This window comes from Roseateles sp. (genome assembly GCF_036486225.1).
Taxonomy (GTDB): domain Bacteria; phylum Pseudomonadota; class Gammaproteobacteria; order Burkholderiales; family Burkholderiaceae_C; genus Roseateles.
The window spans coordinates 1-16,098 of sequence record NZ_DASVNZ010000139.1 but is presented as its reverse complement, the minus strand read 5'-3'; the positions used below and the strand labels follow the sequence as shown (position 1 = coordinate 16,098).

The window sequence follows — 16,098 nt, the reverse complement described above, 5'->3', positions numbered from 1 at the left end:
GCCCGAGCCGCTGCTGCCGCGCCTGCTCAGCCTGTGGATGGCCGAGCCCGCGGCGCAGGCCGTCGCCGCCTGGATCGCCGCGGTGGCGGCAGGCAAGGTGCCCGACGAGGTCATGGCGAGGACGCTCGGACCAGTGGATTCCCAACGCTTCGCTTCGCCCAAGTCCCCGCCGGCGTCGGCCGCAGACAGCGCGACCGTCGAAGCGCGACGTCGCCGGCTCTGGCAGGCGACGCTCGGTCATGCGGTGCGCCATCCCTCGTCGAACTTCGATCCGGCGCACTACGAGGCGGAAGTCCGCGAAGACCTGGAGCGCCACGCACCGCCCGGTTCCGAGCCGCCGACGCGCTGGTTCGACCGCGCCGTGCGCGCGGCCACGTCGGTGCTGGCGGCCGCGCTGAACGTGTTGCGGCTGCCATGGCGCAAGACCCCGGCCGCGCCGCGCGCGCCTGAGCAGGCGACCGCCACAGAAGCACCCGACACGGATCCGCTGGCCGAGCAGATCGCCGTCGGCAACGCGGGCCTGGTGCTGGTGTCGCCGTATCTGCCGCGGCTGTTCTCGATGCTCGGCCTCGCCGACGAGCGCGCCTTCACCGGCCCGGAGGCGGCGTCGCGCGCCGCGCTGCTGCTGCAGGCGCTCGCGACCGGCCACGCGGCCGCGCCGGAGTCGGAGCTCGTGCTCAACAAGCTGCTCTGCGGCCTGCCGCTGGACGCGCCGCTGCCGCGCCTGATCGATCTCTCCGACGCCGAGCGCGAGGCGATCGACGGCCTGATCGGCGCGGTCATCCAGCACTGGCGGATCCTGGGCACGACCTCGATCGACGGGCTGCGCGGGACCTTCCTGCGCCGCGCCGGCCATCTGGAGCGGCGCGACGACGCGTGGCAGCTCTCGGTCGAGCCCGGCCCCTTCGACATGCTGATCGATCAACTGCCATGGGGCTACGCGACGCTGCGGCATCCGTGGATGGAAAGGGTGATTCATGTGGACTGGCGCTGACCCGTCGCCGCGCGCGACGACCAACGCGCGGGCCTTGGAAGCCGAGTTGCAGTGGCTGGATCGCGTGCTGCAGCAGCGCCTGGCCGGGCACTTCGGGCAGGACGGCGCGCTGGCGTCGCCGCGCGCCGCGGGGGATCGCGCCGAGCTGCCGCTGCCTCCGTCCTTGCCGGCGCTGTCGACGCCCTCCGCCGAGCCTGACGACGACCTCACCCGCCTGATCCGCGAAGGCGGACTCGGCCCGGCCGAGCGGCTGGTGCTCGCGCTCGCGCTGGCGCCGCATCTGCGGCCGCAGCTGATGGACCTGCTCTTCGTCAGCAACCGCAACCTGGACCGCGGCTTCTGCGAGTTCGGCGGCTGGAAGGGCCGCCACCACGGCGGTTTCCTGCCGACGGTGGAAACGGCGGCCTTCCTGCTCGCGGGCGAGGACCTGTCGCGCCGCTTCGCGCTGCGCCAGATGCTGGACGAGACGGCGCCGCTGCGACGCCTGGGGATGGTGCGGCTCGCGCATGAGGCGCCGGGCGAACCCTGGTACGGCTCGGCGCTGCTGGCCGGCGCCGACACGCTGGACCTGCTGTGCACCGGCGAATCGCGCAAGCCCGACTACAGCACGCAGTTCCCCGCCAAGCTCATCGAGACGAAGCTCGGCTGGGACGACCTGGTGCTGGATCCCGACGTGATGGAAGAAGTCGAGGCCATCATCACCTGGGCCCGCCACGGCGACACGCTGATGCGCGACTGGCAGCTCGACAAGGCGCTCAAGCCCGGCTACCGCTGCCTGTTCTTCGGCCCGCCCGGCACCGGCAAGACGCTCACCGCCACGCTGATCGGCGACAAGGTCGGCGCCGACGTCTACCGCATCGACCTGTCGATGGTGGTGTCCAAGTACATCGGCGAGACGGAGAAGAACCTGGCCCAGGTCTTCGACCAGGCGCAGCACCGGCGCTGGATCCTGTTCTTCGACGAGGCGGACGCGCTCTTCGGCAAGCGGACCGCGACCTCCAGCAGCAACGACCGCCACGCCAACCAGGAGGTGTCCTACCTGCTGCAACGCGTCGAGGACTTCCCCGGCACGGTCATCCTGGCCAGCAACCTCAAGGGCAACATCGACGACGCCTTCGCCCGGCGTTTCCAGTCGGCGGTGTATTTCCCGATGCCGGACGCCGAGCAGCGCCTGCGGCTGTGGGAGGGCATGGTGCGGCACACCGGGCGGCTGGACGTGGACGTCGACCTGGCCGACTTCGCCGAACGGCATGAACTGGCCGGCGGCGCCATCGCCAACGTGGTGCGCTTCGGCGCGATCAACGCGATGCAGGCGGGACGCGACCGCATCCTCGCCGCCGACCTGCGCCGCGGCATCGCCAAGGAACTGCGCAAGGAAGGACGCACGGTGTAGCCGCCATGGGAACACGCGACTTCCTCCAATCGCTGCGTCGGCGGTGGTCCGTCGACGAATGGGCCGATGACGTCGACGATGTCGACGATCCGCAGCCTGGCACTCCGGCCAACGGGCCGCGCGCATCGCCGCCCTGCCGCCACTGCGCACGGTTGCGCTGGTTCGTCGGCGGCACGCTGCTCGCAGCGGCACTGCTGGTGCTGCACGCGGGCGCGCAGGCGCCGGCGAGACTGCCTGCCTCCGCGCCGGCCGCGGCGCCGTCACCGAAGGCGTCGTCGAACATCGCAGCGGTGACCGTGGCGGCGGCTTCAGCGGCCTCCGACACGACGATCTACGTGGCGACGCCGCGCCCGCTGCCGCCGCGACCTGAGCAGCCGATCGCATCGGCCGCCCTGCCCTCGCCGACGGCGTCAGTGCCGACGGGCTCAGGAACAGTCCCGGGGTCGGCCTCGGCGGTCGGCCGCGATCCGATGTGGCTGGTCTACCAGACCATTCCGCTGCCGTCGGCGCGACTGAATCGTTCCTACAAGGCGCGCGATCTGGTGCGCGGCGGCAAGCCGCCCTATCGCATCACCATCGACGGCGAGCTGCCGCCAGGCATGTTCGTCGAGGAGGACGGCGCGCTGGCCGGAACGCCGACGAAGGTCGGCAACTTCCGCTTCCTGCTGACCGCGACCGATGCCTCGCGCACGCGCAACCTCGAGCAGGCGCTGTATGAGATCCGCGTCACCGATCCGAAGCCCGCGTCGACGTCGGCATCGCCGGCCCCGCCGCCGACCCCGAGCGCGCCGACCGCGAAAGCAAAGGCGCCGAATCCGCTGAAGATCATCACAGAGGATCAGACCAACCGCACGGTGCCTGCGGACCCGCCGCTGCCGATGACCTACGTGCTCACCGAGGAGAAGCTGGCGGAGATCTTCAAGAACGCGGAGGCCTCTGCGGGCGAGTCGCTGATGACGGCCGCGGCCGCCGGAGAGGCCGCGCCCGTGGGTGAGGCGCGCGGCCCCAAAGCGCTGGCGGTCAAGCCGCCCGTACTCGGGCCGACGCTGGACCAGTTGCGCGAGATGCTGCTTCCGCTGAAGGATGTGGAGCATCCGACGCGGTCCGTCTTCCAGGATTCCTTGCGGGCGCGGCAATGCGAGTATTTCCTGCGCCACGTCAACGAGCTCACGCGTCAGCTCGACAAGGACCAGATCGAGCGCTGCCCGCGCAAGGAGGACATGGCCGAGCGCGACCGAGCGCCACCGCCGCTGCGTCCGTCGCTGCCCTCGGGCCTACCGGCGGACCAGGAGCGCATGCTCAGCCGCCAGATCGCCGCCGCGGAGAAGAACACGGAACTGCCCGAGAAGGCGGCGCCCGTCCTCACGCTGCCGCCGGGCAGCCTGCCGGTGGACACCTTCCTCGACATGCTGATGCCCGCGACGCTGCGCGAGGAGATCACCGACGCGGCCGGTGTGGAGCATCCGATGTCGGGCGTCACGGCGCTGAACCTGAGGCCGCAGGACTGCGGCTGCAGCCTGACCGACATCGAGAACGACGTCTTTGGTTTCCTGCCCTACTGGATGCAAGGCGCCGAAGGCGCGGCAATCCCGGTGCGCTTCGACAAGTTCACACGGCTGCAGTACATGGGCGCGGTGCTGCGCAACGACGGCGGCTACCAGACGCCACCCGGGTTCGAGAGTGCCGGCGGCGGCTTCGCGCGTCGCGTGAGCCAGCACGGCGTCGGGCTGGACCTGGTGCTGTACCGCCGCGACTTCCACGTGCTGATGAGCCTTTCAAAGGAAGCGCGCGCCGGCGTGCTGGCCAACAGCGCGGCGGCCGTCGGCACGATGCTCGACATCCGTCACAGCGACCTGCAGGGCCGCTTCGAGGCGCTGCTGCCGCCGGGCTGGCGCGAGGAGATCCATGTCTACGACGGCCTGACGGTGTTCTTCGAGACGACGGACGAGGAAGCGGAAGATCCGCGCTTCGAGCGCTTCTTCATCGACTACCTGCAGTCGGTGGTGACGGAGATGCAGAAGCGCGGGTCGCGCGACCTGCACCTGAACCTGGTCGTCCCGCAGCACCTGCTGGGCGAGAAGGGCACGGCGTTCCGCTTCAGGAACCTGCTGGCGATCATGAAGACCGCGGAGATCAACCGGTCCAAGGTGGACTCGGGCGCCTTCAAGGAGCGCGGCGCGGCGGCGGCCTCCTACAAGTCGAGGCCGGACTATGTCGGCACCACGCCGATCACAGTCCGTTTCCTGACGCCGCTGGGCATGGGGTCGGACGTCAACAAGATGCAGCTGCGCAACCGCACCGACTTCACCGATGAACTGAGCGGCGCCGACCGCATGGCGCTGTTGGGCAGCGTGATGCCGGTGCTGGTGTATCCGGGCGGCAAACCCGCGGCGTTCGCGGGGGCGCTGGGGATGGACCGCGATCTGGTCTACATCGGCTGGTCCTTCGGCGGCGTCTCGTTCTGGCCGCTGCCTGTCTCGAGCGTGGGCGCCGGCGAGACGGTGCTGCAACTGCTGGACGAGCGCTTCTGGTCCTTCCTGGACCAGGACACGCGCTTCTGCCAGATCGTGTGCCCGATGCGCATGCCGCTGCGGCTGGCGCTGGAGGCGCTGCTGGTGATCGTCGGCACGACGCTGCTGCTCTACGGCTGGAACTGCCGCGTGCGGCGCATGGGCCGCGTGATCCTGATGGTGCTGTGGGCCGGCGCGCTGGTGACGCTGGCGGTGGCCAGCGCGATCTTCTCCTGCGATCCGTCGCTGAACCAGCTGAGGACGGGCAACACCCTGCTGGTGGTGATCATCGGGGTGCTGATCGTGGGCGGGCTGATCGTCACCTTCAAGCCCCGGGTGGAAGCCCCATGAACCCATGGAGCCCCATGTAGCCCGCTGAAAATCCGCTGAAGCCCCGCCCAATGACCGCGCGGACGGATCCGCGCCGACCGATCACGACAGGAGTCTGCGATGAAGGATTCGACCAACGACAGCGGCGCGTTCGACCATGCGCCGGCGGCGACCGCGCTGCAGCGGCGCGAGCAGGAAGGCGGCGAGTTGTCCGCGATGCTGGACGGCTCGCCGCGACAGCTCGCGCAGCGGCGGCGCATCGACGCGGCCTTCGGGCCGGTGGCGCAGCGCGAGACCGGGCTGGACGAGGACGAGCTGGGGACCGCGCAGGCCAAGGTCGCGCAGCGCGCGACCGGCGCGCTCGATGAGGAGGAGCTCGGCACGGCGCAGGCCAAGGCCGCGCCGGTGCAGCGCCAGGAGAACCGGACCGGCATGCCGGACGGCTTGAAGTCCGGCATCGAGTCGCTGTCCGGCACCGACATGTCGGACGTGCGGGTGCACCGGAACTCGTCGCAGCCGGCGCAGCTGAACGCGCTGGCCTACGCGCAGGGCAACGACATCCACCTCGGTCCGGGGCAGGACCACCACCTCCCGCACGAGGCCTGGCACGTGGTGCAGCAGCGCGAGGGCCGCGTGCAGCCGACGATGCAGCTGGCCGGCGTCGACATCAACGACGACACCGGGCTGGAGTCGGAGGCGGACCGGATGGGCGACAAGGCGCAGAGCATCGGAAGCGGCGGATGAAGAGGCCGGCCGGGCCGACCTCACCCGCCGCGCCAGCCCTCAAGTTACCAGCCGGCGTTGCCTGTCCCACGGACGAAGAAGCTGTTCGGCGCCGTCCCCGCCTTCAGGCCGCCGAGGGCCGGGTTGGTCACCACCACGCCCTCGAACTCGACCGCGCCGCGGCCGCCGTTGTCGATCACCTCGATGCCGTAGCGGCCGGGGTTGGTGATCCGGATGTTCCTCAGCTTCACGTTGCGGAACTTCGCGTTGTCGGCGTCGCGCAGCAGGTCCGGGTGGAACTTCTCGCCCGGCGGCACGAAAGGCGTGCCGAAGCCGCGGAACTCGATGCCCGAGTAGGTCGGGTCGATGATGTCGACGTTCTCCACCAGGATGTCGTTCACATCGCCTTCGCGCAGATAGAACTTCAGCGCGCCGTGCAACCAGGGGTTGCCTGAGTTCTCGTTGAACATCGGACCGCCCGCGCGGATCAGCGCGATGTTGCTGAAGGTCGTCGTCCCCGGTCCGAAGGGATACGGGCTGAATTCGTTGTCGATCAGGATGCCCGGGTAGGTCAGCACGTCCTCGCAGACGCTGTCCTTGAACACGTTGTTCGCGCCGCCGTAGGCCGCGAAGCAGTTGGCGCGCCACGGCATCTGCACCGTGTTGTTGCGGAACACGTTGTTGACCGCCTGCCCCTGGTCCGGCGCGTTGCGGCCCGCGGGCGCGATGGCGTTCTCGCCCAGCTGGTACGTCTTGTCCTTCACCCAGTCGGTCCACTTGATGGACCACACCACCAGCGCGTCGTCGCCGGTGTTGCGCAGGTGGCAGTTCTCCACCCGCGAGTTGGAGGTGCCGTTGTCGAAGTTGATCCCGTCCGCGTAGGTGTTGCGGATGCGGCAGTTGCGGATCGTCAGGCGCTGCGTCGGCTGGGTCTGGTACGGGGGATCGTTGCCGACCCAGATCGCGCCGACCACGTGCTCGATCCAGACGTTCTCGATCAGGCTGTCGGCGCCCATCGGGCCGGCGAAGGCCTTCTGCACGCCTTCGGATTCTTCGGCGCGGGCCTTGGATTCGCCCAGGATGGAGAAGTCGCCGAACACGCAGCGGGCGCTCGCGCCGTAGCAGAAGAACAGCGCCTTCGGCCCGCGCAGGTTGGTGTGCCACATGCCGGCGCCGCGCACCTCGATGCCGGGGTTGTCCAGGCCCACGTTGCCGCCGTCGATCTTCTGCAGCAGGTAGTCGCCCGGCGGGAACCACAGCTTGCTGGTCGAGCGCATGGCGCGCAGCACGTCGTTGGCGTGGTCCTTGCCGTCGTTCGGCTGGATGCCGAAGGCGGTCACCGAGGTGAAGCCCGCCGGCATCGTGAGCGGCTGCGGCACGGGCTCGATGTCGACCAGGTCGATGACGTAGAAGCCCGCGCTGTCCTGCGCGTCGCGGCGCAGCATGACGGTCGCGCCGGTCGGGATGTTGTCGGGCAGCAGCACGCGTACTTCATCGAAGAAGGTGTGCGGCTGGCCGGCCGGCTTGTCGACGATCGGGTCGCCGATCAGCCCGCCCTGGTAGGACCAGCTGTAGCGCGAGGTCAGCGGCAGCGACTTCACGCGCACGCCGTTCACGTACAGGCCCAGCGTCGCGTCGATGCCGCCGCCGTTCGGCGCGTCGGGGATCGAATAACGCACGACGACGCCGTTGCCGGCCGCGGTGGTCTTGAAGGAGACGTAGTCGCCGGTCCGGTTCAGGCGCACCGCCTTGCGTCCGATGGCTTCGGCCTCGATGTGGTTGGCGTCCCACTTCTGGCGGCTCGGGCCGAGGACCTGGGCGTTGGTCTGGCCGTCCTCGGCCTGGTACTCGACCCACGGTACGGCGGCGCCGCGTCCAGGAACCGGTGCGGGCGCCGGCGCGGGGCCTGGCGCCGGCGCAGGAGATGGGCCGGGGGCCGGTGAAGGCGCGGGTGCGGGAGAAGGCGCAGGCGATGGTGCCGGCGGCGGAGCGGGTGCAGGCGATGGCGCCGGAGCGGGTGAAGGTGCGGGTGAAGGCGCGGGTGACGGCGCGGGTGCCGGTGAAGGCGCAGGCGACGGAGCGGGAGCCTGCGAGCCGGTCGCGACGAACCGCCAGCGCTGGTTGTCGTTGTTGCCGCAATCCCATTGCTGGATGCGGCCGCCGGCGACGAGGCTGAAGTCCTTCACGTCCACGCACTTGCCGGTGTGCTTGGCGATGATGTGGAACGCGTCGCCCTTGGCCGTGACGGCGAAGCGCTGGTTGGCGCCGCCGCCATAGCCCCATTGCTGGATCAGCGCGCCGTTGGCGGTGGAGATGTCGCTGACGTCCAGGTTCTTGCCGCTGCGGACATTGCGGAAGGCGAAGCTGCCGTCGGCCGCGGCGCTGATCTCGAAGCGCTGGCTGGCCGCGTCGTTGCACGGTGCCTGCAGCGTCTTGACGCCGTCGCCGGTGCCCGCGCCTTCGATGTCGATGCACATCCCCGATTGGACGCCGCGCAGGCTGTACTGCCCGATGGGAAACGCGGCCTGCGAGGCCGTCGACTGCGCCTGGGCGCTCGCGTGGTCGGCGGCGGCCGGGCTTGCCGGCGCATCCGATGAATCAGCGCCGCCGCAGGCGCTCAGCAGCACGCTGGCGGCCAGCGCGATCGTGGTCGGCGCGGCCTGGAGCCTGCTGAAGTTCTGGCTGGAAGAGGGTTGCATGCGCGTCTCTCGCGGAAGGCTGTCTGGATGACCGCCATTTTTTCCGCGCGATGAAAGCGCTTCCAGCCGGCAGACGCAAGCGCTGCAATCAACGGTAAGCGTCGCGGGCGGCCCTACCTCGGCGGAGTTAGAAACCGCCGCGCACTCAACCCCGCGCTGCCGGTGCGAACACGCGCAGGCGATGGCCGTCGGGATCGGCCGCCGTGAAGGTGTAGCCGAAGTCCATCGTCGACGGTGTCTGCAGGATGGGCAGGCCCAGGCGTTGCCAGTCCTGCAGGCGCGCATCGACGGCGGCCGCGTCCGGGACCACGAAGGCCAGTTCGCTGCCGCCCGCCGGGCCGGCGGCGGGCTGGACGCCGGCGGAGGCCCACAGGCCCAGCATCACGCCCGAGTCCAGCGCGAACATGGCGAAGGTGGGCGAGTTCTCGATGGGCGGCTTGCCGAGCAGACGGGTGTAGAACGCGCTGCTGTCCGCCGGGCTGGCGACGTAGAGGATGACGAAGTTGGGAGAGTTCATGAAGGGGTCCTCGCGGGTTGGGAGCAGCCCATGCTAGGAACCCGGTCTGTCAATTTCCGTCAGTGGCGGCTATGCCCTCGCGTTCCCGCCAGGCCTTCAGCAAGGCGGCCTTGCGCTGGGGATAGCGCTCGTCGAGCAGCACCGGACCGGTCACGCGATCGGTCCGGAAACTGCGGATCTCCTCGCGCAGTTCGCACCAGGCCACGAGCACCTGGACCCGGTCGAAGAAGCCCAGCGCGAAGGGCCAGACCGTGCGCTCGCTGTCCTTGCCCTTGAGGTCGCGATAGCCGATGCGCAGCTTGTGCTCGAGGCGGATCGCCCGCCGCATCAGCGCCAGCACGTCGCGGTCGGCGTGCGCAGGGTCCGACGGGCCGACCAGCAGCGTGGTGTTGTCCATGTCATGGCGCAGGGACGGCGGCAGCACGGCCGCGATCTTCGCCAACGCATCACGCGCGGCGGCGGACAGCCGCGCATCGTCGCGGCTGGCCACCCAGCGCGAGCCGAGCACGAGCGCCTCGACCTCGTCGACGGAGAACATCAGCGGCGGCAGCACGAAGCCCTCGCGCAGCACGTACCCCAGTCCAGGCGCGCCGTCGATGCGCGCGCCTTGCGATTGCAGCGTCGCGATGTCGCGGTAGAGCGTGCGCAGGCTGATGTCCAGCGCGGTCGCCAAGGCCTCGCCGGTGACGGGCCGGCGGTGGCGGCGCAAGGTCTGGATCAGGTCGAGCAGGCGGGCGGAGCGGGACAAGGCAATCCTCCATGAGCGGGCACGAGGATAGGTGTTTCCGCCGACGGCTCAGCCCTGCTCCATCACCCCCATCGCGGCCACGACCACAACCCGGCCTTGAGCAGCACGCCCGCGCGAAGGCCTGCGTGTGTCGCGCGAAGTGCTGGAGCCGGGGCGCCCACGGCTGTGGTATCGCTACCACGAGACACAGGAGTTGACTCGTTTTTGTCATTTCGCTTAATGCGAATCACTCTCACCTGCGTTAGAGTGCCGGCCGAAAGTCACCCTCCTCCCTCTTTCGGACTACTCCATGAAGCAGCAATTCCTGTTGACCGCGTGCGCCCTGGCCGCATCCCTCGCGATCGGCGACCTGGCGCATGCCCAGGACGCCACGCTGGACAAGATCGTCGTGACCGGCAAGCGTGCGAACCGTGTGTCCAAGGGCGCGACCGGCCTGCCGATGGACGTGAAGGACACGCCGCAGACGATCAGCTCGATCGACCAGGAAGACATGGCCAACTTCGGCCTGACCGGCAGCAACGACGCGCTGGCGCTGGCCACCGGCATCAACGTCGAGCAGTACGAGACCAACCGCGCGACCTTCAACGCCCGCGGCTTCGAGATCCAGCTGACGCAGGTCGACGGCCTGGGGATGACGAACTCCTGGGGCACGGTCGTCGGCAAGGAGGACACCTTCCTGTTCGAGCGCATCGAGCTGATCCGCGGCGCCAACGGTCTGCTGACCGGCGTGGGCAATTCGTCGGGCACGATCAACTACATCCGCAAGCGTCCGAAGAACGAGGACAGCGGCGAGTTCAACGTCTCCTTCGGCTCCTACGGCAAGAAGCGCGCGGCGCTGGACTACAACAAGGTGCTGACGGAAGACGGCTCGTGGGCCGGCCGCTTCGTCGTCGCGACCGAGGACAAGGACTCCTACCTGCGCGACCTCAAGGACAAGCGCACCTCGGTCTACGGCGTGGTCGACGGCCAGATCGGCACGAACGGCGTGCTGACCGTGGGCATCACCGCGGTGGACGCGAAGCAGGATTCGCCGATGTGGGGCTCGCTGACGCTGCTGCGCTCCGACGGCACGCAGGCCGACTTCCCGGTGGGATCGTCGACCTCGCAGAAGTGGACCTACTGGAACACCAAGTCCTACAACGCCTTCGCCGAGTACACCCATCAGCTGGGCAAGAACTGGGAAGCCAAGGTCACCTACAACTTCCGCCACGGCAACGAAGCGACGCGGCTGCTGTACGCCTACGAGCCCCTGACCGGCACGCTGAACCCGGACAACACCGGCCTGGTGGGCTGGCCCTACCGCAGCCTGGGCAGCTCGGACAACAACGTGCTGGACGCCAACCTCAACGGGAAGTTCAGCCTCTTCGGCCGCGAACACTCGGTGCTGGTGGGCCTGAGCCGCTCGCACCAGGAAACCAAGACCGACACCTATTCGGTGCTGGACCACATGCTGGACCCGCTGCCGGCCTTCCCCTACGACGGCGACAGCTACACGCAGCCGCAATGGGGCCCCCGCGCCGCCGGCGAAGGCGGCGAGCAAACGCTGACGCGTCTGTATGCGGCATCCCGCCTGGCGCTGACCGATTCGATCAAGGCCATCGTCGGCATCAACGCGGTCCGGCTGGAGCGCGCCGGCTCCACGGTCTACGGCAATCCGGCCACGGGCATGACCTATCCGGACACGAAGAAGACCAGCCCCTACTTCGGCCTCACCTACGACATCACGGCCGATCTGCTGGCCTACGTGTCGTACTCCAACATCTTCCAGAACCAGGACCAGTACGACATCAACGGCGCGTACCTGGCGCCGATGAAGGGCGTGAACGGCGAAGCCGGCGTGAAGGCCGAGTGGTTGAACAAGGCGCTGCTGACCACCGCCGCGGTCTTCACCTCGAAGCAGGAAGGGCTGGCCACCTACGGCGGCATGACCTCGGGCGGCCAGTACTGGTACGTGCCCAAGGACGTCAAGTCCAAGGGCTGGGAAGTCGAGGCCACCGGCCGCATCGGCAAGGACACGAAGCTGACGGCCGGCTACACGCGCCTGATGCTGACGGGGCCGGACGGCAACGACATTTACGAATGGGTGCCGCGCCACACGCTGAACTTCCGCGTCGACACCCGGGTGCCGGTGCTGCCGGCGCTGCGCGTCGGCCTGGGCGGCCGCTGGCAGTCGGAAGTCAGCAAGATCGGCAGCGCCAAGCAAGGCGCGTACGTCGTGGCCAACGCGTTTGCGTCCTATGAGCTGTCCAAGGCCGCCACGCTGCGTGCCAACGTCAACAACCTGTTCGACAAGAAGTACATCGGCGGCCTGGCCTACGGCGCCATCTACGGCGCCCCGCGCAACTACGGCGTGTCGCTGGATTACAAGCTCTGACGGTTCTTGCGTGAGGCTGCTGGCCCTCACCCCCACCCTCTCCCGCAAGCGGGAGAGGGAGTGAGAAAGGCCAGGCGGTCCTTCAGGGGAAGTTCGTCACCGTCGGCGTGAACGACGCATTGCAGCCGGTCTGCGCGCCGGTGTTGTTGATGACGTGCACGATGCCGCCGTTGCCGCCCAGGCAGACCGAGATCATGTTGTGGAAGCGCACGTTGCCGTTGACCGGCGCTTCGATCGCGCGGTCCAGCAGGATGCCGCCGTTGGTGAACACGCTGTAGACGCCCAGTCCCCAGGCCTCATGGCTGGTGACGTTGTCCGCCACCTTGTACGACGCCCAGCCGCGGCCCGTCGGGCTGTTCCAGCCGGCCTGGCTCTGCGGGTCGTACGGGATCTCCGATTGATAGAAGTACACCCGGCCGCCGTTGCCGTTCCAGACCACCTGGTGCTTCTGGAAGTGCTCGACGAACAGGCCGTACATCGTCACGTCGTTGCCGTTGACCCAGAGACCGTTCTCCGACGGGTTCTGCGTCCAGCCCACGCCCGCGCCGTGGTCGGCGCGCCAGAGCCAGGTGTGGTCGACGATGGTGTTGTTCGCGTTCACGCTCAGCGCGATGCGGACCTTGCCCGCCGCCGCGCCGCCGATGCGGAAGAACAGGTCGTGCAGCACCGTCGGATTGGCCGCATGGTTGGCCGCCGCGCCGTTGGGGCCGACCTCGAGCAGCACGCCGGACTCCGTCGCGCCCGCGTCGAAGAACAGGCCGGCGATCGTCAGACCATCCACGTCCGCCGTCTGCATCAACGGCTGGCCGTTGTCCGAGCGCAGCGTCGGGAAACCGATGCCCAGCACCACCGTGTCCGGGTTGTTGACCCGCAGCGGCTGCGTCAGCACGTAGGTGCCAGGTGTGAACAGCAGGTGCTTGCCGGCCGCCAGCTGCGTGTTGATCGCAGCCGCGGTGTCGCCCGGCTTGGCGATGTAGAACTGCCCGATCGGTACCGTGCGGCCCGGCGTCGCGCCGCCGGTGTTCCAGGAGATGCCGCTGCTGTTCTGGCGCAGCGCGGGCACGCGCACCGCGTAGCTGCCGTCGGTGTCGATGAAGAGGAAAGGCTTCTCGCGGATCACCGGCGTCTGCGCGATCTTGGTGTAGCGCTGGCCCGCGGTAGGGAAGCTGCCCGCCGGCGCGTTGGGCACGCCGACGAACACCATGTTCCAGTTGGAGCCCGTCCAGCTGCCCCACTGGCTGTTGCGCGAGATCCATTGCTGCTGGCTGGCGGAGTTGACCTGCCCGTCCACCAGCACGTCGGAGAACCAGCCGCCGCTGGACCAGCCGCCGTTCTGGTTGAGCTTGATGTTGCCGCGCACGTGCATGCGCCGGAACGGGATCGCCTGCGAGACCGCCCATTGCATCGTGTTGTTGCCGATGCCCAGGCTGGGCGTGACGGAGAAGTTCTCCGCGCCGCGCCAGAAGTTCTGCGTCGCGTTGTCGCCGCCGAGGAAGGCGTTGGAGCGCAGGTCGCCGTTGACGTGGACTTGGTCCGGATGGCTGCCCAGGCCCAGCACCTGCGTGTAGAAGCCCACCGGGATGCGCAGGTTGTTGTAGGTGCCCGGCGTCAGCAGGATGGCGTCGCGGCGCGGCCCGAAGTGGTTGGGCTGCTGCGCGTTGTAGATGCCGTCGATGAGGCCCTGCAGGTTGGGCGTGGTCGGGCTGACGATGTGCACGCTGGCGCCGAAGTCCGGCGGCGTGCCGGTGGTCGGCGGCGGATTGGTCGGCGGCGTCGTCGGCTGGTCGGCGAGGACGAACTGCTCCCAGGCCTGCACCGCGTTGCGGTTGGCCACGAGCACGCCGCCCAGGTTCAGGTCGGCCGACACGTACTGGCCGTTGGCCGCCGAGCGCAGCGCCACCGTGCCGTTGGACTGCGGCACGACGGTGAATTGCTCCCACGCGTCGGCGGTGCGCCGGTTGGCGATCAGGCGGCCGGTGTTGGGCTGCGCCAGGTTGAGGTCGGCGGAGACGAAGTTCCCGCTGATGCGCGCCCGGAACGACACCGTGCCGTTGCCGTTGCTGACGACGTCGAACTGCTCCCAGCTCTGGGCGGCGCCCGCGGTCGCGGTGAGGTACGACGAACCGGTCGCCGTCGCGCTGACGAAGTTGTTGTTGGCCACCGCGCGCAGCGTGGCCGCGTCGGCGTCCGCCGACAGCGTCAACGCGGCGATCCAGCCCGCGGCTACCAGCGCGTGCAGCGGCCACGCCCGTCCTTGATTCCATGCCATGTCGAATCTCCTTCCTGAAAGTGGCGCGAGTCTAGGAACATCGAATACCAGTTGAATACTCGACCGTGTCCGGCTGTTTCCGATCAGCGGTCGGAATACCCCATTCCCCCTGCAAGGAAGACAACGGCCCGCACATTTGATTTCAAACCTGTCAATTCTTCGCCCTAAAGAGGTAGGAAGATCCGCCACACGACCAGCCGCTCAATTTGCCGTTCGTCGGATCACCTTCACTCCCTTACATATCAATGACTTCCGCCGCCTGTCGGCGTGAATGCACCGTTCGGGTGTCGCCGTCCCATATTCGAGCCACAGGAAAGTCATGAGCGCTGACGGCGCGGCGATGTTTTGCAGTATTCGACACACTCCGACACCGCCCGCGCATACTGCTTGTCACAGCGTCATTCCCTTGCTGTTCCTACATTCCGCCACTGGTTTCATGGTGGTTTTATCGCGAACAACAAGCCCGCACGCCCACCGGTGCGAGGACAGCAGGAGTGAATGCACATGCGTACAGGACAAATCAAGGCGGTGGCGCTGGCCGCCGCGTTGCTGGCCGCGGGATCGCAGGCCCAGGCGGGCACGATCGTCGCGCCCTACTTCTTCACCTGGGGCTTCGGCAGCGGCTCGTACGGCATCAAGACGCTGAGCGAAGCCAAGTCCAAGGCCGGCATCGACGCGGTGACGCTGGCCTTCGGCGTGTCGGGCGGCGGCTGCACGGTCGGCGGCGGTCTGGAAACGACCATCAGCAACCCCAGCTTCCAGGCCGACATCAAGGCCTACATCAAGTCCGGCGGCCGGGTGATCCTGTCCTTCGGCGGCGCCAACGGCACCTACCTGGAATCGACCTGCTCGGTGAATGACCTGGTCGCGCAGCTGCGCCGCCTGATCGACGCCAACGGCACGCGCTCCATCGACTGGGACATCGAAGGCGGCCAGCTCGGCGACACGCGCCTGAACGGCGTGCGCAACGCCGCGATCCTGCAGCTGCAATCGATCTATCCCGACCTGTACACCTCGTTCACCCTGCCGGTGGTGCCCTACGTCAACGCCAACGACACCGGCGGCCTGCAGCGCGAAGCGGTCGAGCTGCTGCGCGGCGCGTCGCAGTCGGGCGTGAAGATCAGCATCGTCAACCTGATGACGATGGACTACGGCAGCTACTACAGCGGCGGCAAGAAGATGGGCGACCTGGCCATCTCCGCCGCAACGCAGACCGTGGCGCAGCTGAAGTCGCTGTATCCGGCCAAGAGCGACGCGCAGCTGTGGGCCATGATCGGCATCACGCCGATGATCGGCCAGAACGACGTGGCGTCCGAGACCTTCACCCCGGCGGACGCGGTCACCGTGGCCAACTTCGCCAAGCAGAAGGGCGTAGGCCTGCTGTCCTACTGGGCCGCGCAGCGCGACCGCGTCGGCAACGGCGCCCTGGGCGAATACAGCCGCGCCAACACGCGCGACTTCGAATACTGGCAGGCCTTCGCCGCGGCGAAGAACGGCTCGACCACGCCGCCGCCGGCACCGCAGCCGCCCGCGCCCGCGCC

The 16,098-nt window shown here is 68.7% G+C and carries 9 protein-coding genes and 1 pseudogene; 6 read left to right on the top strand and 4 right to left on the bottom strand.

The window, feature by feature from the left end; translation table 11 throughout:
- The 4 genes from VF536_RS09705 to VF536_RS09690 form a co-directional block, all read left to right on the top strand.
- Positions 1 to 994 (top strand): contractile injection system tape measure protein (locus tag VF536_RS09705; RefSeq protein ID WP_331614637.1); only part of this gene is annotated, 994 nt, incomplete at its 5' end.
- Positions 978 to 2,387, top strand: a complete 1,410-nt coding sequence (locus VF536_RS09700; RefSeq protein ID WP_331614636.1) for an ATP-binding protein — start codon at positions 978 to 980, stop codon at positions 2,385 to 2,387. The genes VF536_RS09705 and VF536_RS09700, both read left to right, overlap by 17 nt.
- A gap of 5 nt (positions 2,388 to 2,392) precedes the next feature.
- The gene (locus VF536_RS09695; RefSeq protein ID WP_331614635.1) at positions 2,393 to 5,248 is read left to right on the top strand and encodes a hypothetical protein; all 2,856 of its coding nucleotides are present in this window, start codon (positions 2,393 to 2,395) and stop codon (positions 5,246 to 5,248) included.
- Between the two features lie 99 nt (positions 5,249 to 5,347).
- On the top strand, positions 5,348 to 5,971 hold the full coding sequence (locus VF536_RS09690) for a DUF4157 domain-containing protein (protein ID WP_331614634.1): 624 nt from the start codon (positions 5,348 to 5,350) through the stop codon (positions 5,969 to 5,971).
- Between the two features lie 44 nt (positions 5,972 to 6,015).
- Here VF536_RS09690 and VF536_RS09685 read toward each other — a convergent pair whose 3' ends face one another.
- From VF536_RS09685 to VF536_RS09675, 3 genes are all read right to left on the bottom strand, one after another.
- Entirely contained in the window at positions 6,016 to 8,649 is a 2,634-nt protein-coding gene (locus VF536_RS09685) for an RICIN domain-containing protein (protein ID WP_331614633.1), read from the bottom strand.
- 145 nt (positions 8,650 to 8,794) lie between these two features.
- The gene (locus VF536_RS09680; RefSeq protein ID WP_331614632.1) at positions 8,795 to 9,166 is read right to left on the bottom strand and encodes a VOC family protein; all 372 of its coding nucleotides are present in this window, start codon (positions 9,164 to 9,166) and stop codon (positions 8,795 to 8,797) included.
- Positions 9,167 to 9,215: 49 nt separating this feature from the next.
- Positions 9,216 to 9,914: a YafY family protein gene (locus VF536_RS09675; RefSeq protein WP_331614631.1), complete on the bottom strand. Its 699-nt coding sequence runs from the start codon at positions 9,912 to 9,914 to the stop codon at positions 9,216 to 9,218.
- A gap of 289 nt (positions 9,915 to 10,203) precedes the next feature.
- On the opposite strand from VF536_RS09675, the gene VF536_RS09670 reads away from it, so the two are divergent.
- Positions 10,204 to 12,288, top strand: coding sequence for a TonB-dependent siderophore receptor (locus tag VF536_RS09670; protein ID WP_331614630.1), 2,085 nt, complete (start codon positions 10,204 to 10,206; stop codon positions 12,286 to 12,288).
- 82 nt (positions 12,289 to 12,370) lie between these two features.
- Here VF536_RS09670 and VF536_RS09665 read toward each other — a convergent pair whose 3' ends face one another.
- Entirely contained in the window at positions 12,371 to 14,557 is a 2,187-nt protein-coding gene (locus tag VF536_RS09665) for a coagulation factor 5/8 type domain-containing protein (protein ID WP_331614629.1), read from the bottom strand.
- Positions 14,558 to 15,061: 504 nt separating this feature from the next.
- Here VF536_RS09665 and VF536_RS09660 point away from each other — a divergent pair.
- Positions 15,062 to 16,098: pseudogene (locus VF536_RS09660) on the top strand (chitinase); the annotation flags it as partial.

Coding starts and splice junctions, on each gene's coding strand:
- VF536_RS09695 (WP_331614635.1), top strand. CDS start 2,393: ATGGGAACACGCGACTTCCTCCAATCGCTGCGTCGGCGGTGGTCCGTC.
- VF536_RS09685 (WP_331614633.1), bottom strand. CDS start 8,649: ATGCAACCCTCTTCCAGCCAGAACTTCAGCAGGCTCCAGGCCGCGCCG.
- VF536_RS09690 (WP_331614634.1), top strand. CDS start 5,348: ATGAAGGATTCGACCAACGACAGCGGCGCGTTCGACCATGCGCCGGCG.
- VF536_RS09680 (WP_331614632.1), bottom strand. CDS start 9,166: ATGAACTCTCCCAACTTCGTCATCCTCTACGTCGCCAGCCCGGCGGAC.
- VF536_RS09670 (WP_331614630.1), top strand. CDS start 10,204: ATGAAGCAGCAATTCCTGTTGACCGCGTGCGCCCTGGCCGCATCCCTC.
- VF536_RS09700 (WP_331614636.1), top strand. CDS start 978: ATGTGGACTGGCGCTGACCCGTCGCCGCGCGCGACGACCAACGCGCGG.
- VF536_RS09665 (WP_331614629.1), bottom strand. CDS start 14,557: ATGGCATGGAATCAAGGACGGGCGTGGCCGCTGCACGCGCTGGTAGCC.